The organism is Romboutsia sp. D33t1_170424_H2, assembly GCF_015669105.1.
GTDB classification, from domain to species: Bacteria; Bacillota; Clostridia; order Peptostreptococcales; family Peptostreptococcaceae; genus Romboutsia_C; species Romboutsia_C hominis.
This window is the reverse complement of the sequence record NZ_JADOZQ010000004.1, coordinates 28,852-50,621: the sequence shown is the minus strand read 5'-3', so window position 1 is coordinate 50,621 and position 21,770 is coordinate 28,852. Positions and strand designations below refer to the sequence as shown.

The 21,770-nt window shown below is 26.0% G+C and carries 18 protein-coding genes; 15 read left to right on the top strand and 3 right to left on the bottom strand.

From position 1 onward, the window contains the following. The first annotated feature begins 180 nt into the window (after positions 1–180). From I4U66_RS14930 to I4U66_RS06310, 5 genes are all read left to right on the top strand, one after another. On the top strand, positions 181–2,103 hold the full coding sequence (locus I4U66_RS14930) for an FUSC family protein (protein WP_195928609.1): 1,923 nt from the start codon (positions 181–183) through the stop codon (positions 2,101–2,103). Between the two features lie 270 nt (positions 2,104–2,373). Continuing rightward, complete coding sequence (locus I4U66_RS06325) at positions 2,374–3,402, top strand: threonine aldolase family protein (protein ID WP_195928608.1); 1,029 nt, start codon at positions 2,374–2,376, stop codon at positions 3,400–3,402. 206 nt (positions 3,403–3,608) lie between these two features. After that, positions 3,609–4,172 (top strand): PepSY domain-containing protein, encoded by a 564-nt coding sequence (locus I4U66_RS06320; protein WP_092925483.1) that lies wholly within the window; start codon positions 3,609–3,611, stop codon positions 4,170–4,172. A gap of 191 nt (positions 4,173–4,363) precedes the next feature. Next, entirely contained in the window at positions 4,364–5,785 is a 1,422-nt protein-coding gene (locus I4U66_RS06315) for an NAD(P)/FAD-dependent oxidoreductase (RefSeq protein ID WP_092925485.1), read from the top strand. Positions 5,786–5,789: 4 nt separating this feature from the next. Then, a complete protein-coding gene (locus I4U66_RS06310; RefSeq protein WP_092925487.1) occupies positions 5,790–6,680 on the top strand; it encodes an FAD-dependent oxidoreductase in 891 nt (296 codons plus the stop codon). Between the two features lie 109 nt (positions 6,681–6,789). Here I4U66_RS06310 and I4U66_RS06305 read toward each other — a convergent pair whose 3' ends face one another. Beyond that, positions 6,790–8,166, bottom strand: coding sequence for an MATE family efflux transporter (locus tag I4U66_RS06305; RefSeq protein WP_092925489.1), 1,377 nt, complete (start codon positions 8,164–8,166; stop codon positions 6,790–6,792). Positions 8,167–8,470: 304 nt separating this feature from the next. Between I4U66_RS06305 and I4U66_RS06300 the strand changes: the two genes are divergently transcribed. Both I4U66_RS06300 and I4U66_RS06295 read left to right on the top strand, forming a co-directional pair. Beyond that, on the top strand, positions 8,471–9,283 hold the full coding sequence (locus I4U66_RS06300; RefSeq protein WP_092925491.1) for a MerR family transcriptional regulator: 813 nt from the start codon (positions 8,471–8,473) through the stop codon (positions 9,281–9,283). A gap of 254 nt (positions 9,284–9,537) precedes the next feature. Next, positions 9,538–9,798, top strand: coding sequence for a hypothetical protein (locus tag I4U66_RS06295; protein ID WP_092925493.1), 261 nt, complete (start codon positions 9,538–9,540; stop codon positions 9,796–9,798). Between the two features lie 236 nt (positions 9,799–10,034). Here the strand turns inward: I4U66_RS06295 and I4U66_RS06290 are convergent, their stop codons facing one another. Together I4U66_RS06290 and I4U66_RS06285 are read right to left on the bottom strand one after the other, a co-directional pair. Continuing rightward, positions 10,035–11,774, bottom strand: a complete 1,740-nt coding sequence (locus tag I4U66_RS06290) for an ABC-F family ATP-binding cassette domain-containing protein (RefSeq protein WP_092925495.1) — start codon at positions 11,772–11,774, stop codon at positions 10,035–10,037. A gap of 434 nt (positions 11,775–12,208) precedes the next feature. After that, the gene (locus I4U66_RS06285; protein WP_195928607.1) at positions 12,209–12,316 is read right to left on the bottom strand and encodes a hypothetical protein; all 108 of its coding nucleotides are present in this window, start codon (positions 12,314–12,316) and stop codon (positions 12,209–12,211) included. Positions 12,317–12,729: 413 nt separating this feature from the next. Here I4U66_RS06285 and I4U66_RS06280 point away from each other — a divergent pair, with 413 nt between their 5' ends. The 8 genes from I4U66_RS06280 (at position 12,730) to I4U66_RS06245 (ending at position 21,710) form a co-directional block, all read left to right on the top strand. Further along, positions 12,730–13,743, top strand: coding sequence for a TDT family transporter (locus I4U66_RS06280; RefSeq protein ID WP_092925499.1), 1,014 nt, complete (start codon positions 12,730–12,732; stop codon positions 13,741–13,743). Positions 13,744–13,821: 78 nt separating this feature from the next. Continuing rightward, complete coding sequence (locus I4U66_RS06275; RefSeq protein ID WP_092925501.1) at positions 13,822–14,388, top strand: TetR/AcrR family transcriptional regulator; 567 nt, start codon at positions 13,822–13,824, stop codon at positions 14,386–14,388. 201 nt (positions 14,389–14,589) lie between these two features. Further along, positions 14,590–16,359 carry an oleate hydratase gene (locus I4U66_RS06270; RefSeq protein WP_092925503.1) on the top strand — a complete coding sequence of 590 codons (1,770 nt, stop codon included), beginning with the start codon at positions 14,590–14,592 and terminating at the stop codon, positions 16,357–16,359. A 325-nt stretch (positions 16,360–16,684) separates the two neighbouring features. Continuing rightward, positions 16,685–17,431 carry a hypothetical protein gene (locus I4U66_RS06265; RefSeq protein WP_195238134.1) on the top strand — a complete coding sequence of 249 codons (747 nt, stop codon included), beginning with the start codon at positions 16,685–16,687 and terminating at the stop codon, positions 17,429–17,431. Positions 17,432–17,816: 385 nt separating this feature from the next. Beyond that, positions 17,817–18,329, top strand: coding sequence for a DUF3189 family protein (locus I4U66_RS06260; RefSeq protein WP_092925507.1), 513 nt, complete (start codon positions 17,817–17,819; stop codon positions 18,327–18,329). Positions 18,330–18,590: 261 nt separating this feature from the next. Then, positions 18,591–19,589, top strand: coding sequence for a DUF4003 family protein (locus tag I4U66_RS06255; RefSeq protein ID WP_092925509.1), 999 nt, complete (start codon positions 18,591–18,593; stop codon positions 19,587–19,589). A 191-nt stretch (positions 19,590–19,780) separates the two neighbouring features. Beyond that, on the top strand, positions 19,781–20,482 hold the full coding sequence (locus I4U66_RS06250; RefSeq protein ID WP_092925511.1) for a response regulator transcription factor: 702 nt from the start codon (positions 19,781–19,783) through the stop codon (positions 20,480–20,482). Then, positions 20,439–21,710 carry a sensor histidine kinase gene (locus I4U66_RS06245; RefSeq protein ID WP_243278792.1) on the top strand — a complete coding sequence of 424 codons (1,272 nt, stop codon included), beginning with the start codon at positions 20,439–20,441 and terminating at the stop codon, positions 21,708–21,710. Before I4U66_RS06250 ends, I4U66_RS06245 begins: the two co-directional genes overlap by 44 nt. The last annotated feature ends 60 nt before the right edge of the window (positions 21,711–21,770 follow it).

Genomic DNA, 21,770 nt, shown 5'->3' with positions numbered 1-21,770 from the left:
CTTTTTTTATATACAAATGATTTATATTAATTATAAAGTTGCTTAGATTTTTTTGCATAAAATAGAGTTGGAATTTAATTAATAATCTAAAAATTAGAAAAAAAACTAAAAATATATTATAAATAAAATTTTTGATTTATACTTAAAGAAGTACGTAAATTCTATAAGAAGGTGATGAAAGTGAAAATTGACATTAAAAAACAAATAAAAAATATGAAAATATTTCTTATATCTGCAATAGCTATATTTTCATTTATGATATTTGGAAAAGAAAATGTTTTAATAGGAATTGCGACAGTTTCTATAGCAGCTAGCATGTTTGGGGAGAATCACACAATAAATGTTCCAAGAAGAATAATCATATTATCTTTGATACAAATAGTTATAGGAGTTGCAGCTTATATTGCAAGTTTAGATATTTTTTTAGCATATATAGTTAGCTTGATTTTAAGCTTTTGGATATATTATAGATTTAGCTATGAACTTAAAACGCCAAAAACTGCTGGATTTATGATGTTATATATACTTTTACTTTATTATCCAGTAACATTTTCACAGATGCCTAAAAGAATATTAGCTCTTATATTTTCATCATTTGTGATAATGGCTTTATATTATATAATAACTAAATATAATTTTTATAAAGTTACTGATAAGCAAATTACAGGTGCTATAGACTTAATAAAAAAAGAGATAGATTTATTATTAGATAATAAAAATATAAAAGATGAAAACAAAAAAGTAAGTATCTTACTTAAAACTATACAAATCAATATATATGAGGTTATAGAAAAATCTAGTAAAGAATTAGATGATATATATATATTAGAAGTAATAGTAATACTATTAAAAAAAATAAATACTACCCTAAGTTATATAAAGGAAAATGAAATATATGAAGATAGATTACTAAAATTAAAATGTATTCTTGAAGACGTAAATTTATATATTTTAGGTAAAAAAGATATAAAAGATATAAAAATTACATTTAGAAAATACTATAATGAATTAGAATTAGAAAATATAGAAGGTAATTTAGCTAGATATAATTACTATAACTTAAGGTTAGCTATAGATGAAACTTGTAGATATATAGAAGATAAATCTAGAGGTGAGAAGATAAGAAAGAGATTAAATTTACAAAAAAAGTTAAAATCAAATATAGATATATTTAAAAATAATTTTAACATGTCATCTCTAAGATTTAATATAGCCTTAAAGGCATCTTTAGTAATTTCTATATTTGTGTTTATAGTAGGTTATTTTAATATATACGAAGGTAAGTGGATAGTACTTTCATTAGCTTTAATATTGCTTCCATATGCAGAACAAGGAAGTAAAAAGGCTATTGATAGAGTTGTAGGAACAGTTGTAGGTGCTATAATATTTGAATTAATATACAGGGTGATAGACAAAAATATAATACTAATCGGAGCCGTGTTTTTAATAGCATTATATTTTGCCTTATCTATAAAAAAATATAATATAAGATGTATATTTACAACTATGACTGCTATATTAGCTGTAAAAATGCTTCAACCAAGTGCTGTTATATTTAAATTATTAGAGGATAGAGTAATATTTGTTTTAATTGCAGCTATAGTTGCTTGGTTAGCTATGAATATGGTGTTTCCATATAGAATTAAAAATGATATGAAAAACATTATAAAAAAATATGTAGATTTTGATAATGAGACACTAGATTCAATAGTTCAAGGAACTATAAGTAAGAAGGATATAGAAACAATAACAATAAAAAATAATTATTTTTGGATGAGAATTAATTATATAAATAAACAGATGAATTTAAGTTGTATTGAAGAATTTTTAAGTAAGCAAAATGATATTTTTACAAATATAAACTTTACTATATTAATAAGTGGAAGTTCTAAAGATAAGTCTATTTTAATAAAAAAATTGTTAGAAAAGTTAAATCCAAATTTAAATGAAGAAGACTTATTTGAGGTTTATAAAAATATTTTTGAAACTTCTAAAAATGACTTAGAAAAATCATTAATAATAAGTTTATATAGAATTTACTTAGATAAAAAGGATATAGATATGCTTGAAAGTGAAATTATTGAAAAATTAAATATAGCTTAAATAATAAAAAGTGATTTCTATAATTTTTAATAGATATAGAGAGTACTTTTTATGTACAAGGATTTAATACTAAGAATAAAACTGTTGATAACTCATACATATAAGATATGTAAATATATCATAAAATGTAAAAAAGTATTTTGAGATGATTTGCTGACACATATTTTAAGAGAAACAAATTTTTATTAAACATATTTACTGTATATGAAAAATATTTAATAAATGGTAGAATTAAGTAAAGTATAATTATCCACACAAATAGGGGGAAATATGTATAGTTTAAAAAATGATTATAGTGAAGGGGCACATCCTAAAATACTTGAGGCAATAGTAAAAACTAACTTAGAACAAAGTGAAGGTTATGGAAAAGACACTTACTGTGAAAAAGCGAGTGAATTAATTAAAGAAAAGTTAAAAAATGAAAATGTAGATATACATTTTATATGTGGTGGAACTCAAACTAATCTAACAGCTATATCTGCATTTTTAAGACCTTATGAGGCAGTAATATCGGCTAATACTGGTCATATATTAGTACATGAAACAGGAGCAATTGAATCAACTGGGCATAAGGTTATTTCTGTTGAATCTATAGATGGCAAGTTAAAAAAAGAAGATATATTATCAGTGCTTAAAGAACATACTGATGAGCATATGGTAAAACCTAAGCTTGTATATATATCTAATTCAACAGAGATAGGAACAATATATACTAAAAGCGAGCTAGAAGAATTAAGCTATGTTTGTAGAAAAAATAATTTATTATTGTATATGGATGGTGCGAGACTAGGTTCTGCATTATGTGCTAAAGAAAATGACTTAACTTTAAGTGAGATTTCATATTTAACTGATGCATTTTACATAGGTGGAACTAAAAATGGAGCATTATTTGGAGAGGCTTTAGTTATATGTAAGGATTCATTAAAAGAAGAATTTAGATTTAATATAAAGCAAAAAGGTGCAATGATGGCTAAGGGCAGATTACTTGGCATACAGTTTTTAGAGTTATTTAAAGATGATTTATTCTTTGAAATAGGTAAGCATGAAAATGACATGGCAGATATATTAAAAAAAGAAATTAGTGAATTAGGATATAAATTTTTGGTAGATTCACCATCTAATCAATTATTCCCAATATTTAAAAATGAAATTATAGAAAAGCTAGAAGAAGATTATTCATTTAGTCTATGGAGTGAAATAGATGAAAATAGTTCATGTATAAGGCTCGTTACATCTTGGGCAACACAAAAAGAAAATGTTATAAAATTTATTGAAGATTTGAAAAAATATTCTATCTAATAAATACTTTAGTGCTATATCTAAAATTATATAAAGAGGATATAGCACTATTTGTATATTGAAAAGCTATAAAATCAAGATTATAGTCTATAGAAATAAAAATATGTTTGAATATGTAAAAAATGGTTATATATCTAATAATAAGGAATTATACTGATAAGACATAGAGGAGGTGAAACTGTTATAATTTTTATAACAGTAATATCATGAAATTTAATAAATCAGTAGCCATAGGGCTAGGGGTAATTGTAATATGTGGAGCTGGATTAAGTTATTGGCTAATGAGAAATAGTGATGCCGTTTTATCACAAGAACAAGCGCAAGAAATAATACTACAAAAAGTACCAAATGGAAATATAGTAGAGATAGCCTATGAAAATGATGATACACCAAAATATAATTCAAAAGTATCTAAAGATAATGTAGTCTATGAAGTAGATGTAGATGCAAAAACTGGTGATATAGTTGAATATGAGCAAGAAATTATTCAAAATAATAATACAAACAATAAAACAAATAACAGTAGCGAAAAACTAATAAGTGAAAAAGAAGCTAAGGATATAATGTTAAAAAAAGTTCCTGATGCTACTATAAAAAGTATTCATTTAGATAAAGATCATGATGGTGATGAATATAAAGGAGTACTTGTAAAAGGTAATGAAAAATATGAAATAACTGTGAATGCTAAAACTAAAGAAGTAAAAGAATTTAGTCATGAGATGATAAGTAAAAGCGATAAAGAGTATGGACAATTAGAGATAAATGACTAAAATAAAAAGTGTAATTATTTAATAAGAAATTATTATATGATTACACTTTTCATTTTACTTTTATACATAAAAAATATTGATGGTTATCATTATTATTATCAATTTTACTTATGAAAATAGTAATAATATAATATAGTTATAAATTAAACAATTGAAAAAATTAAAATGCTCTTTACAAAGGAGGAACTAATATGAAAGACATTGCTGTAATAGGGGCAGGAGTAGTAGGTTGTGCTATAGCTAGGGAATTATCAAAATACGACTTAGATGTAGCTATAATAGATAGGAATAAAGATGTAGCTGAAGGAATATCAAAAGCTAATAGTGGTATTATACATGGTGGATACAATGAGAAAAAAGGTACTTTAAAAGCTAAGCTAAATCTAAGAGGAAATGAAATGATGGATGATTTAGCTAATAAATTACAATTTCCTTTTAAAAGAAATGGAGCTTTAGTATTGGCTTTTAATGAAGAAGAATTAGAAAGTATAAAAAAATTAAAGTCTAATGGAGAAGAAATAGGAGTTAAGGGATTAGAAATTTTAGACAAAGAAAAAGTTTTAAGTATAGAAAAAAATATAAATAAAGATGTATTAGGGGCTTTACATGTAAAGACATCAGGTATAGTAAGCCCATATGAAATGGCTTTAGCTTTTGCTGAAAATGCAGTAGAAAATGGAGTTGATTTTATACTAGGAAAAGCTGTTGTAGATATAAAATTAGAAAATAATATATATAAAATACATTTAGAAGATGAAGAAGTAATAGAAAGTAAAATAGTTGTAAATGCATCAGGATTATGTGGTGCACATTTAAACAATCTAGTTAGTGAGATTAAATATGAAATAGAACCTGTAAAAGGAGAATACTGTTTATTTGATAAAGTTTCAGGTAACTTATGTGAAAAGACTCTATTTCAAGTTCCAAGTAAATTAAGTAAAGGTGTATTAGTAACTCCTACAGTAGATGGAAATCTATTAGTAGGTCCAAATGCTAAATATAATGATAATTTAGAAACTTCAAGAGAAGGTATAGATGAAATATTATATAAAAGCAAAAAAACTATAAAGGATATACCGGTAGATAGAATATTAAATACTTTTAGTGGATTAAGACCTAAAATAAATGGTGGAGATTTTATAATTGAAGAAGTTAAAGATTGTAAAAATTTTATAAATGTAATAGGTATAGATTCACCAGGATTAACAGCGGCACCAGCTATTGGTGAGTACGTAGTTGACATTATATCAGATATTATTAATTTAAAGGAAAAAGAAAACTTTAAAGAAATTAGAAAAAAAATGATTAGAATGTCAGAGTTAAGTATAGAAGAGAAAAATAAATTAATAGCTATAAATCCATCATATGGAAAGATGATATGTAAATGTGAGTTTGTTACAGAAGGGGAAATAATAGATGCTATAAAAAGACCATTAGGTGCAACAACTCTTGATGGAATAAAAAGAAGAACTCGTGCCATGATGGGTGGGTGCCAAGGAACAGGATGCATGATACCTATAAGTATGATATTAAGCAAAGAATTAGGAATAGATATAAGCGAAGTAAATAAAAATTCTAAATCTTCAATAGCTGTTGGATTTAAGGAGGATTAAGACTATGAGAGAATATGACTTAATTATAATTGGAGGAGGAGCTAGCGGTATAATATGCGCCATAGAAGCTTATAAAAAGGGAATAAAAAATATATTATTAATAGAAAAAGATAATGTATTGGGAGGAAGTTTAAATTTAAGTTATTATAATATAAGTAAACAAAGATATATAACAGGAAAAACTTACGAAAAGTTTTTACTAAAAGAACTTGAGAAATGTGAAATAGATATAAAACTAGATACAATGGTAATAAAGATAGAAGATGAAAATAAAATACTTTGCACAAATCCAGCAAATGGTATAGAAAAGATAAAGGGAAAAAATATAATACTTGCAAATGGTGCTAAAGAAGGTTCAAGAAAAGCATTAGATATGGTAGGAGATAGATGTTCAGGAATACTTACTGTAGGTATGGCAAATAAAATACTTAATATGGGGAATATTGTACCAGGAAAAAATATACTTATATATGATAATAAAACATTATATATGATAAAAGATGAGTTAAAAAATAGAAATATAAATGTAGTTGGTATAATATCTAAAGATAGTGATGTAGATACTTATGGTTTAACTGATAAAGTATATAATAACTATGAAATAGATTCAATTTATGGAGAAGGAAGAATAGAGAGTGTTAAACTAGTCAAAGACGACAAAGAAGAAATAGTAAAATGTGATACATTAATATTTGCAAGACCTATGTTATCTGATGGTCTAGTTGCCATGAGAAGTAATATAAAATTAAATCCATCAACAACAGGACCAGAGGTTAATGATAAATTTATGACTTCTATGGATAATGTATATGCTTGTGGAAATGGTATATATATACATGAGTATATAGAAGATATAGAAGATGAATGTAAAAAACTTGTTGACAATCTTTTATAAAGTAAACTAATTAAAAAAACTATGAAATACATATATTACTATAAATTATGTATTTCATAGTTTTTTGTTTAAGGATATTGTATTTAAGTTAAATATAAACATTATAGGATTATATAGTTTTTATCTCGTGAGCTGTAGGGTTATAAGTAAGTTGGTCTAAATTTTTATTAAATCTCTTTAAAAGCATAATTGATAATAATAATACTATTCCTTCAGAAGCTATTGTTGAAATCCATATTCCATTACCACCGAATATTAAAATCATAATTATTAAAGATAAAGACACAGCAAAAAGACCTCTATTTAAAGATATTATACAAGCATCAGCAGTTCTTTCTAATGATGCTAAAAATCCTGAGATAACCACATTGAAGCCTAGTAATAAGAAAGATACTGAAAAAATCTTAAAAGTGTTTTTTGTAAAATTAAATAAATTCATATCAGATTTATCTATAAACATAAGGACTATAAAATCATCAAATAACATACACCCTATAAATATTAAAATTGAACATACTAAAACAACCTTAAGTGAAAGGTGAAGTAAATATTTTATAGCATATTTGTCGTTAGTTCCATAATAATAACTACATAATGGCTGAATCCCTTGGGATATACCAAGCATAGTAGATAACACTAAAGTGTTTATATAAGAAATAACACTATAACTTACTAAAGCATCTTCTCCTAAGAATTTAAGTATACACTGATTAAATAAAAGTATAACAATACCTATACTCAACTCTGTAGTACAATCTGAAAAACCTATTGTCATTATTCTTTTAAAGTAACTAAACTCAAATTTAAATTTACAAATTTTTAACTTAGAATTTTTACTAAAAAAATGGAACATAAAAAATATAAAAGAAAAAGCACGTGCAAGGCCAGTAGCAAGTGCAGCACCCTCAACACCCCAGTTAAATTTTAAAACAAAAACATAGTCAAGAACTATATTTGTTATAGCAGATATTATAACTCCTATAGTAGATAAATGGGGATAACCATCTGTTTTGATTAATACTTCTAGTGCATAACTTATTATGTAAAACACGATAAATAAAATTATAATACTTAAATAATTTTTAACCATAGGTAAAATCCCAGGTGTAGCACCTAAAAATAAGGCTATTTCATCTAAAAATAATAAACTAATTATAGTTATAATAAAAGATATTATAACTAGCCCTACTATTGTAATAGAAAAATAATTACTAGCATTTTTAATATCCTTGTTGCCAAGTTCCATAGATATAACGGCTGATGAGCCTATTGAAAATAAAACTGATAGAGCAAATATAAAGTTTGTATAAGGCATAGCTATATTAACAGCTGCAAGTGCATCTGGTCCAACTCCTTTACTAACAAACATAGCATCCACCATTACGTATAAAGCGGAAACCCACATGGAAGCAACAGAAGGAATTACATATTTAACAAATTTTTTATTTAAGCCTTTGTTATTGCTTTTTAATGCTATTGTAGACATAATATCAACTCCCTTCAAGAATAACTATAAACTATGGTATAATACACAGGTCAAATACTTTTTAATAAAAAAGATTGTTAAATCTAAGATTATTAATGTTGGATATAATTAAGTTATATCAATATATTCAGAAGATTTGATTTGTTAAATTTATTTAATATAAATACATACATATAAGTATATTCATTATTTGTATTTTAGTGATATAAATAAATATTTTAGACAATTTATATTACAAAAGTGAGAGTAAGTGTCACATCATTGGCGAGATGAGAGAAGTGAATTTTTTTATAGGAGGAAAGTCATGAAGCGCTATTATAAAATTGGAGAATTAGTAAAAACTTACAATATAGGAAGAGATGCTATCAAATATTATGAAGAACTTGAAATATTAAAGCCAACTAGAGATAAAAATGGATATAGATTATATAGTATAGATGATGTATGTAAACTAAATTTAATAAGAGAACTTAGAAATTTAAATATACCTATGAAAGAAATAAAAAAATATCTTGAAAAGAGGGATATAGAGTCTACTAAAAAAATGCTAAAAGAAGAAATGAACATAATTGAAAATAAAATAGAAATATTACTAAATCAAAAAAGAAATATTCAAAGTAGGCTAAAAGTAATAGAACAAAGTATCAACAAAAATGATTTTGAAACATTAAAAGTGAAATATTATGATGAGCGAAAAGCATTAGTAGTTAGGGGAAATGTAGATTGTAATGAAAGTGTAGATTATCTTATTCAAAAACTGAGAAAAGAGCTTGAAGATAATTTTTATATAATAGGAAACAACAATATAGGTTCTATATTTGATAGTAAAAGTATAGTAAAAGGAAGAATAGATAAGTATAAGCATGTAATTGCTTTTTTAGAAGATGATAGTGAAATATCTAATTTTAGCCTGAAAAAAGGTGATTACATAAGTTGTACCTATAAAGGAAAATACGAAAATAATAGAAAATATTTAAAAGCTATGTATAACTATGCAAAAGAAAATGGCTATAAGATAGTAGGCGATCCTATAGAAATATATGATGTTGATATATATGAGACTAGTAATGAAGATGAGTTTATAACTAGTTTAGAAGTGAGAATAGAAAAAATATGATATAACTATAAAATTAAATTACACCATTTACAACATATAACTTATATTACAATGAAGAATTTATAAAGAATGAGGTCTTAAATGAAAAGTAATTTGGAAAATATCTAGCTAGGTGAAATGCAATTTTATGTGAACAAAGGTTATTTTCGATATTTCACAAAGTTTTATTTTAAATATTTAGGGTATATTTAAAACAAAGAAGTAAAATAAAACTTTACAATATTTCAAATCACATAAAATGAAGGAGAGTAAACATGAGACAAGAGATAATAGACGTAGACGCTAGAAAGTATAAGACAGTAATTTGCCCATGTTGTGGGAAAAATGATAGGATAGAATTAGAAAAGGTTTATAAAGATGACAACAACGATGATATATATAAGTATATATGCGAGTATTGTAATATTACTTTTGATTTAAAAAAAGAAGACAGAGATTATAAAAAAGACTCTAATAAGAATGAGTGGAAAGATGTAACAGAAGAAATGAAATACATAATGGGAATAAAAATGTAAATAACATAAATATTAGATAAAATTTGTATAACTCAAAAGATGGTTTGTGTTGTACAAATTTTATTTAATAACTAGGCATATATTAATATCTAGTTATTTAGAATAAATAGTAGTAAACTGTATCATAAATAACGGAGTTATGACTTGTATAATTTAGTGAACTATAGATTTTAATTTATGAGATAAAAATAACCCCTTAAAATTGACAAATCTGTCAATTATAAAGGGATTATTATTTAAAATGATTTAATTAAATCTTCTAACTTTTTAGATAAAGTTTTTGCACGTTCAAAATCAGTATCCTTTAAAGCAGAAGCTATTTCCATTTCAACTGATTTTTTCTTTTCTTCAATTTGCAGATAGTCTTTGTCAAAATGATTAGCATAAATCATCTTTCTAAATTTACGCATGCTCATTTTTCTAATTGTCTTATCTTCAATAAGTAAAACATAATCCGCACAGTTAACTATAAAATGATAATCATGAGAAACCATTAAAATAGCACCTTTATAATTTGCTATGGCTTTTTCTAGAGCCATTTGAGAATAAATATCTAAGTGGCTTGTAGGTTCATCCATTAGTAACATATTTGCTTTACTAGCAGAAACCTTCGCTAATTGAAGTATATTTTTTTCTCCACCAGATAAAGATTCAATCTTTTGTGTAAGTATATCTGAATCAAAACCATATCTTGAAACATATCTTCTAATCTCACCATAAGTCTCAAATCCAACATCATAGAACTCTTGAAGTATTGTATTAGACTCATTTACTACTTCACTTTGCATTTGAGATAAATAAGCTAGCTTAATGTTTTCATTTATTTTAATAGATTTATTATTATTTTTAAATATTTCTTTTAATAAAGTAGTTTTTCCTACACCGTTTGTACCAACAATAGCTACTTTATCAGTAGATTTTATCTCAAAGTTAACATTTTCTAAAAGAACTTCATCAAATGATATAGAAAAATCACTAGCCTTTAAAGCAATAGTTTCTTCAATTTCATTATTTGTATCTAAATTGATATACGGTTGTTTAATATCTACAAATGGTGCTTTAATTTTTTTGGCTTCTAATCTTTCTTGGATTTTAACTCTAGCTTTTAGAGCTCTACCTCTAGAAGCTTCAGTATTATAGGTTGCTCTCTCTCTTAATATTTCGATTAAAGCTTCATTTCTCGCAATTTCTTCTTCATCAGCAATAGCCATTTCTTGTAACTCGATTTTAGTTTGAAGAAGAGATAAGTTGTAATCAACATATCTACCATCAAATTCTTGTAGTTCTGTATTCTCAAGATGGATAATTTTATTAAAACAATGATTTAATAAATATCTGTTGTGTGTAATAACTAAAATTGTTTTCTTATGAGAATTAATTAAATTTTTAAGAGCGTTAAGATTCTCAAAATCTAAGAACACATCTGGCTCATCCATAATCATTAAATCTGGGTTATTAAGCATTTCCTTAATAACTTGAATAAGTTTAAATTCTCCACCACTAAGTTCAGATATCATTTTATCTTTATGCTTAGTTAAATTTGCAAGATTTAGTTTCTTATTAATGTTACTCTCATAATCGTCACCATCAATTGCATCAAATACATCTAAAGCTTCTTGGTACTTTTCTAGTAAAGCATCAATATCAGAAGATGTTTCCATTTCACTGCAAATAGATGATATTTCATCTTGTAGCTTGATAAACTCTTCTGCTATATATTCGAAAACTGTAGTTTCTTTTATTTTGTCTAGTTGTGAGAACTGACTTACATACCCAATTCTTAAATTTGGATTCATTTCTAACTTACCATCAAATATATATTTTTCTGGATCCATTATTATATCTATAAGTGTACTTTTTCCGCTACCACTTGCGCCCATAAAAGCACAATGTTGACCATCTTCTAATGTAAATGAAACATTATTATATAGATATTTTTGCGGAAGTGAGTAGGACAAGTTGTCAATTTTTATCATATAATTACCTCTCTTTATCATTAAAAAAAATTCGCTTTGATTAAGCGATATGTCACTAATGACCTAAAGGTCTGCTTTTTAATAAGATATAAAAAGAGCCTATAAAAATAAGCTCTTTAATATATAATCAATTATATATAGTAACGACATTTTTTGATTTCTTTTGATAGCATAACACTTTTTAAGGATAATTTCAATTATTTAAAATTGGATTTTTTCAAAGTAAATCCAAGATGAATATTACATAGTAGAGATTTAAATTATGACAATATATTTGTTTTTAGCAAGTGTATTGTATTACTTTTTGCAATTCATGATTGGATGAGTAATAAAAAAAGCGAAGATTCTAGAAGAGAAAGATTTGTTTAAGAAACACTTAAAGGCCGTTCTTTGACCTTTGTCTAAATTCTATACCGAAGCCAACTCTTAAACTACTACACAACTAAATCAAACTCAGTAGTATCTATTACAACTATCTTAGCTTCAACATTTTCCACTATATCACCCACATTAGGAGCAAATATATTTTTCTCAACTATCATGTCCATAACTTTTTTATTTCAGCTTCATCTACACCTTCTCTAGGATAATCAACTGATATAAAAATAACTCTTCAAAAAGTATTCTTAAAAGACATTACTAATCTCTTTGTAGTTTACATTAACATACCTCCTTGTACATAAATTTATTAGATAACTAATTTAAGATAGTATTATCTTGCTTATTTATCTTAAGTTCATCGTGAACTTACAAAGATAAAATAGCTCTTGTAATATCGAAAATATTTAAGCCTTCAAAGAAAGTATTTGAAATATGAACTGTTTTAAAGTGATTTATAGAGGGAATTAATTAAATTAAGGGGTATGGAAGAATTTTACTTTATACTTTGAAAAATTATAAAGAATATTTAAATAAATATTAAAATACATCAATAACAAATTAGAGGGTGGTTAGTATGAACAGATATTTAGATAAGCTTGAAAATTTACACATAGGAATAAGTGGCACATGTTTGGCATTTATAACACTTAGTAATTGTTGGTTAATTAAAGATATCGGTTATTTAAAACCAATTGCAATAACTATAGCAATAATAATGCTTTCATTAATGCTAATGAGAGTTATAAGATTTCCAAAAGTAATGTTAAAAGAATTAAGAGATCCGGTTATAGGAACATTTTATCCAACTATGGGTATGGTAACTTGGTTAGTTTCTGGATTTTTCTATCCACAATTTCCAACTGTATGCAGTGCTTTATGGTTAGGAGCAGTAGTATATCATTATGCTATTGTAGTATATTACACAATAATAAGAATTAAAGAAAAGAACTTTAATAATATAATGCCAACTTGTTTTATCATATATACAGGTATGATAACAGGAAGTGTGGCAAGTAAAGGAATGGGAGGAATAATTCCACCAATAGCAAACTTTATGCTTATGTTTGGATTTATATTTTACACACTACTATTACCATTAGTTCTTTATATAGTATTTAAAAGTGAGATACTAGATGATAAAAAATTACCTACTGTTGGTATAGTTTGTTCACCAGCTCCACTTGGAATAGTTGGGATATTAACTATAGATCCAAATCCAAATATATATATGCTAACTTGGTTAATAATAACTGGATTAATACTTCTAGTAGTTGTTTACGGATATATACTAAAGCTTTTCAAAGAAGGATTTAAACCAACATATGCAGCATTTACATTCCCATTAGCAATTGCAACATTAGCAGCTTTTAAATTATCAACATATTTTGGAGCAATAGGTTATAAAATAATAGGAAATGTATTTGAATTATTAGGAAATATAGAAATATTTATAGCAACATATGTAGTATTCTTTATATTATTAAATTTTATAAATCTGTTTTTCAAAGCAATAAATCCAAAATTTGGAGCTTATTTAGAAAAAGAAGAAGAATTAATTGGTGGAACTATATATTCTAATGAAAAATAATAAAAGTTTAAGAAATATTTGATAAAAAGGATATATAAATAGGAATTTTACAAGTTTAAAATAATGGAGGGGATATATATGTCTCAAATGACTAAAAAATCATTTGCTGCATCTTTGAAAAAAATGTTAGCCCAAAAATCCTTGGAAAAAATAAAAGTAATAGATATAACAGAAGATTGTGGAGTAAATAGGCAGACATTTTATTATCATTTCAAGGACATTTACGATCTACTAGATTGGGTTTACACATATGAAGCAACAAGAGCTTTAGATGGGAAAAAGACATACGATACTTGGCAACAGGGATTTGAATATATATTTAACTACATACTAGATAATAAATCTTTTGTATTAAATACATTCAACTCTGTAAGTAGAGAACATCTAGAACGTTACTTATATAATGAAGTACAATTACTTCTTATGGGAGTAGTAGAAGAAAAGGCAAAAGATATGGCAGTTAGAGAAAAAGATAAAGAATTTATTGCAGATTTTTATAAGTATGCATTTGTAGGTATTGTGCTTGAATGGATTAAAAAAGGAATGAAAGAAAATCCTAAAGATATTATTAAGCGATTAAATACATTGATTTGTGGAAATATAGAAGAGGCTTTAGAGAGATATAGAACAGACAAATGGGATTAGTACAAAAATAGATAGAAAATATAAACTAGACAAATATTATTATTTGTCTAGTTTTTTTACAGATTTATAGTTATGTTTAAAATTTTTACAAAGCCTTAATATTGTCTATATAATAAAATCTTAAATGGGAATATGATATTAATAAATAAATTACTAAAGCTTTTATAATAAATAAGCTTTAAAGTATAGGGGATGATTTATATGTATTATAGTAATGGGAATTACGAAGCATTTGCACGTCCACAAAAACCAGAAGGTGTGGATAGAAAATCAGCATATTTAGTTGGAGCTGGTTTGGCATCTTTAGCTGCTGCATGTTTTTTAGTTCGTGATGGACAAATGAAAGGTGAACATATTCATATCTTAGAAGAAATGGATATAGCAGGTGGAGCTTGTGATGGAATTAATGATCCTCAGAAGGGATTTATTATTCGTGGTGGTCGTGAAATGGAAAATCACTTTGAATGCTTATGGGATTTATTTAGATCAATACCTTCAATAGAAACTGAAGGAGTTTCTGTACTAGATGAATTTTATTGGTTAAATAAAAAAGACCCAAATTATTCTTTAATGAGGGCAACAGTTAACCGTGGAGAAGATGCTCACACAGATGGAAAATTTGCATTAACAGAAAAGGCATCTATGGAAATAATAAAATTATTTATGGCAAAAGAAGAAGATTTATATGATAAAAAAATCGAAGATGTATTTACAAAAGAATTCTATGAATCAAACTTTTGGCTATATTGGAGAACTATGTTTGCCTTTGAAGAGTGGCATAGTGCCCTTGAAATGAGAAGATATATTCAAAGATTTATTCATCATATTGGTGGACTTCCTGATTTTTCAGCTTTAAAATTTACAAAATATAATCAATATGAATCATTAATTTTACCAATGGTTAAATACCTAGAGTCTAATGGAGTTCATTTTCAGTATAATACAACTGTTACCAATGTGATCTTTGAAATAACAGAAGACAAAAAGATAGCAAAACAAATTGTTTGTATTAAGGATGGAAAAGAAGAAACTATTGATTTAGTAGAAGATGACTTAGTATTTGTTACAAATGGTAGTTGTACAGAAAATTCAAGTCTAGGTGATGATGATCATGCACCAGTTTTAAATACTACTGAAGGAGGTTGCTGGAGACTTTGGAGAAACATAGCAGCACAAGATTCTTCTTTTGGTAGACCAGATAAATTCTGTACTAATATAAATAAAACTAATTGGGAATCTGCTACTATAACTACTTTAGATAATAAAATTCCACCATATATAGAAAAAGTATGTAAACGTAATCCATTTAGTGGAAAAGTTGTTACAGGAGGAATTGTTACAGTTAAAGATTCATCTTGGCTAATGAGTTATACTTTAAATAGACAACCACATTTTAAATCTCAACCAGATAATGAGCTTGTTGTATGGGTTTATGGATTATTTACTGATGTAGATGGAGATTTCATAAAAAAACCAATGAAGGAGTGCACAGGTTATGAAATTACTCAAGAATGGCTATATCATTTAGGAGTTCCAGTAGATGAAATTCCTGAGATGGCAAAAAATTCTGCTCATTGTATTCCTTGCATGATGCCATACATTACTTCATTCTTTATGCCAAGAACAGCTGGAGATAGACCAAAAGTAGTACCAGATAAATGTGTTAACTTTGCATTTATTGGTCAATTTGCAGAGACTGTTCGTGATACTATATTTACAACAGAGTATTCTGTAAGAACTGCTATGGAGGCTGTATATACACTACTTGATGTTGACCGTGGAGTTCCTGAGGTATTTGGTTCTTGCTATGATATTAGGGTGTTACTTGATTCAACTTCTAAGATGTTAGATGGTAAAAAATTAAAAGATATTAAGTTACCATTATTAGATAAAATTAAATTAGATATAATTAAGAAAGAAGTTTCAGGAACTGTAATTGAAGAATTATTACAAAGATATAATTTAATATAAGTTAACTATGATTAGTAAAATTATGTTAAATAATAATAAACCGTATCACAAGTAAGTGATACGGTTTTATTGTATTGTAAAATTATAAGTAATATAAAACTACCAAAATATCATAATTATTGTTTAACTGTATAGAGTGATTTTTTTAGAAATAACGATAAGTAGATGTCTAATTTAATTTTTAAAATAAAAATGATAAAAGTAGAAGAGAATATAAAATATAGGAAATAATAAAAATATAGCTGTCTGAGGAGTATAATCAGTTTTTAGAAGTACAATAAAAAGGGTATTATGAAATAATGAAAACTAAGATAGCGAGGTAAGTATGAAAAAAACATTATATGAATATGCAGAAGTTATAAAACATCTTCCTATAAAAGATAAATATGAAAAAAATGAATTATTAATAGATGACTTGCTTATAGAAAAAAATGGAAATATAGAAATATATTATGCTCCACATAATGATTATTTAAATTCAAAAGCTAAGATATTTATTATTGGAATAACACCTGGATTTCAACAAATGAGTACAGCTATCTCCACTGCTCGAAAAGAACTAGAGTTAGAAACTAATATTGAAGAAATTCAATATAAATGTAAGGTGGCCGGTAGATTTAGTGGAAGTTTAAGAAAGAATATAATTAGTATGTTAGATGATATAAAACTTAATGAGGCGTTAAGTATAAATAGTTGCTCTACCTTATTTGAAGACAAAGATTATTTACTACATACTGTATCATTAGTACCTTATCCTGTATTTGTAAAAAAACAGAACTATTCAGGACATACACCTAAATTATCAAAAAGTGCATTTTTAATGAAATATGTATATGATAATTTTATTAAAGAACTCAGTAGAATTGAAAATTTTAAAGAAATATTAATAATACCGTTAGGCAGAGCAGTTGAAGAGGTGCTGTATAAGTTATCAAAGGAAGGAATTATTTGTGAAAAACAGATTCTTAAAGGATTTCCACATCCATCTGGAGCAAATGTAAATAGAGTTATTCAACTAGAAGAAAATAAGGAAAATTTAATAAGGCAAATTAAAGAAAATATAGGTCTATAATTTGATAATGAATCTATAGATACTTAATATACTTCTAAGGTGTAGCTACGGAAAACTAAGTTAATAAGGAGGAATAATCCTTCCTATTTTGTTTTGAAGAGAAGGTTGATGATAAATTGTGTAAAAATAAAAATTTGTATATAATTTATGGATATTTAACATCTAACTCAAAATCAAGCGTACGGTAAACAATAGTACCGTGGCTTCAAACCTAATCCTTTTCGCAAAAGTTAAGGCTTTAGCAGTTTATGCTAGAGCCTCTTTAGTAGATAGAAATATTGAAGAACTTGGATGAAACTTGTTCAAAGTTTGTTTAATTCCAATATTTAATGTATATACTACAATTATTAAAATAAATCAAAAAATAGGAAATTAGGTGATTTTAATGATATACATATATAATTGTTATGGAGGAACACACTCATCTATTCTAGCAATGGCTTATCACCTAGAATTGCTGGATGAAACTCAAGAACCGACTAAAGATGAAATATTGAACTTACCTAACTTTAATAAGTTAGTATACGGAAATCGTGGAGAACTTTTTTATCATGGAAGTGATAAAGATGGAAATGAAGTCTATACTATAGGTAGGGGGCGTTCAAAGGTTTTAATTCCAGGATTATATAATTTAGCTTCTATGCTTCATAAACAAAAGCTATTAAATGAGAAAATTATATTTTCTAATACGTCGCCAACCGTTTCATTACCAATGACATTTGGCGGATTATTTTCTAGGTGGTTAAAAATTGATTTTATAGGAGTACCTTTACTAGTAAAGGGAGCAAAAAAATCATACAAGGACGTTATAAAACTTGTAAATCATACAAAGAAGGCAGCAAAGGAAGCTAGGTCAGAGGTTATTATTTTAGATAACAAGGAATTTAAGAAAAAATAATTTTTAACATCCTTTACGTGTAGGTATGTACATGAATATTATAAGAAAAAAAGAGGTGGACTCAGAGGTTATATTTTGTTTTCACCTTTAAAAAAACTCTGATACTACTGTTACGGTGAATCGTACCACTAGTAAGGGGGTACAGGATAAGTTAGATTAAAACATAGGAATTCAAATAGATTTTCTCTCTTTACTATAAAGGTAGTATATTTTATGATAAACTTACAATATATATAAAATAATTGTGGGGAGATAAAAACAATGCAAGATAATATAATAAACAATAAGCTAAACCTATTTATAAAAAATTATGAAAAAACAAAGGAAATAAAAGGGGCATGGCAAATGGGCATGATGCAGTATAGTTGTGTATTATCATCTACCATAAAAAATAAAAATATAAACCCAATAAAAGCGGAAGAAAGTATAGATATAATTAAAACAAATACAGGAATATTTTCAAACTTTAGAGGTAATAGCCTATTTTATCTAGCAAATTTGTTATCAAATAAGACAAATAGAGAAAATGAATTTAAGTCTATACTAAATATATATAATAAATTAAAAGAAAATAAATTTACAAATGATTCATACTTACCATTTTTAGCAATTATAATACATGAAAATCAAGAAAAAATGGATATAAATACATCAATTGAAAAGACTAAATATGTATATGAATACATGAAAAATCATCATCCGTGGATAACATCTAGTGATGATTATTGTAGGGCAGCCCTCATAGCTATAAATTCAAAAGACATAGATAATGACTTAGAATATATAGAAAGAAGCTATAATGAACTTAATTCAAAGGGGTTTTATAAATCAAACAATCTTCAATCATTATCTCATATAATGGCATTAGATAAAAATAAGAGTAAAGAAAAATTAGATAAAGTAATAAGAATTAAAGAATTACTTGAAAAACAAAAGTGTAAAATAGATGGATATGGATACCCCTTAATAGGTGTATTATCTTTAATTGATTGTGATGAAAATCAATTGGTTAAGCAAATAAGAGATGTATCTGATAAGTTAAGTGAAGTAAAAGGGTTTGGAAATTGGGCTTTAGGTAAGACTAATAGGAATATGATAAGTGCTTCTATTGTTGCGTCAGCATATGCTGAGTATTTAAATGAAGAGAGTAATATAGATTCTATAAGTAGCAATATACTTCTAGAGATAATAATAGCTATTGAAATTGCAACTATGGTGGCTATTATTGCTGCATCTAGTACAGCTTCAGCATCTAACTAGAAAATTAAATAAATTGTATTATAAGTAGTACATAAAAAGAACTTTAGTAATTTATAATATTTGCTAAAGTTCTTTTTTTGAAAATAAAGTTATATATAAGTGACTAATATGTCATTTTGTTTATACTACTCTAATAATTTAATTGTTGTATAATAATTATAAAGGAAAAAATGGTTAAATTTGGAGGTATTATGAAAAATATTCTTATGATAGAGGACGATAGCACTATAGCTTTTGGAGTAAAATATGCTCTAGAACAAGAAGGTTTCAATATAAATATATGTAAAGAATTAGAAAGTGGAAAAAAAGAAATAAAAACTAAGGATTACGAGATTATATTACTAGATGTAATGTTACCTGATGGAAGTGGGTACGATTTTTGCAAGGAACTTAGAGAAACTAATGACACTCCTGTAATATTTTTAACAGCATGCGATGAAGAAGTAAATATAGTCATGGGACTAGATATTGGAGGAGATGATTATATAACAAAACCCTTTAGAGTTAGAGAACTTATCTCTAGAATAAATGCAGTTCTTAGAAGAAGAAAAAATAATAATGAAAGTAAAAAGATAGTAAAGTTCAAAGATTTAAGTATACACACACTAGAAGCTAGAGTGTATAAAAAAGAAGAAGAGATTTTCTTAACTTCTGCTGAGTATAAGTTATTATTAATATTAATTCAAAATAATAATATAGTTTTAAGTAGAACTCAAATTTTAGAAAAGTTATGGGATGTTACTTATGATTTTATAAATGATAATACCCTTACAGTGTATATAAAAAGGCTTAGAGAAAAAATAGAAGATGATATAACAAATCCTAGATATATACACACAGTAAGGGGAGTTGGATACAAGTGGAATGGAAGTGAAGAAAATGTTTCTATCTAATGCTGAAATAAAAAACTTCATAAGAAATTACATTTTACTATTTATAATAGCTATAATTTTTTCACTAGGAATAAGCTATAAAAGTGTAAATATTATAAAAGATAAAATAATAGAAAATAATCAAGTTATAGTAGGTTCTATACTTTCAAAACATCCTGATTTGGAAAAGGAAATAATAACTGTAATAACACAAGGTAAGTCAAAGAATAACATAACCTTAGGTAAAGAAGTATTAAATAAATATAACTATAATGAAAATATAAGCCTTAGAAATGAGCCTATTATAAATGAAAGTATAAATGACATTTTTAGTTTAAATACTTTATTTATAGTGCTTGTATTTATATTTACCTTAATTTTAGTTATGTACTATTTTAAGCATATATATAATGATATAAAAGATATGACTGACTATGTATATTATAGCTCAGAGGGTAGAGATTATGAAATGAAGAATAAAAACCAAGAAGGACAAATTGGTCTTTTAAAAACAGAGCTTTTAAAAATGACTAATATACTTAAAGAAAAGGTAGAATTACTAAATAAAGAAAAGATATTTCTAAATGATACTATATCAGATATTTCACACCAATTAAAAACTCCTATGACTTCACTTATAATACTTAATGACTTAATGTATGAAGATTTACCAAAAGAAACTAAAATAGAGTTTTTGGACAAAATAAAAACCCAGCTAAGTAGAATGGAGTGGCTAATAAAAAGTATGCTAAGACTATCAAAGGTAGAAGCTAAGGTAATTGATTTTAAATATGAAAATGTAAATATTAATGAACTAGTAAAAAGAGCTCTAGGGCCAAGTTTAATACCATTAGAACTTAAAAATATAGATGTAAGTATTAAGGGGAATAATAGTATCTTCTACAAGGGGGATATGGAATGGTCTGTTGAGGCTTTAGTCAACATAATTAAAAATTGTGTAGAACATACACCTCAAAATGGAAAGCTAGAAATTAGTTATGAAGATAACTTTATATATTCAGAAATAATTATAAAAGATAGTGGAGAGGGAATAGAGAAAAAAGATTTACCTCATATATTTAAAAGATTTTACAAAGGAAGAAATAGCTCAAAAGAAGATAGCGTAGGAATAGGACTAGCTATGGCAAAGTCTATAATAGAAAGTCAAAATGGTGATATATCAGTTAAAAGTGAGAAAAACAAAGGATGCGAATTCCATATTATATTCCACAAAAACTATAGTGACTAATTTGTAATATATAATTCACTTTAAAGTAAGTCTAGGAAGATAGACTATAAATATAAAGAT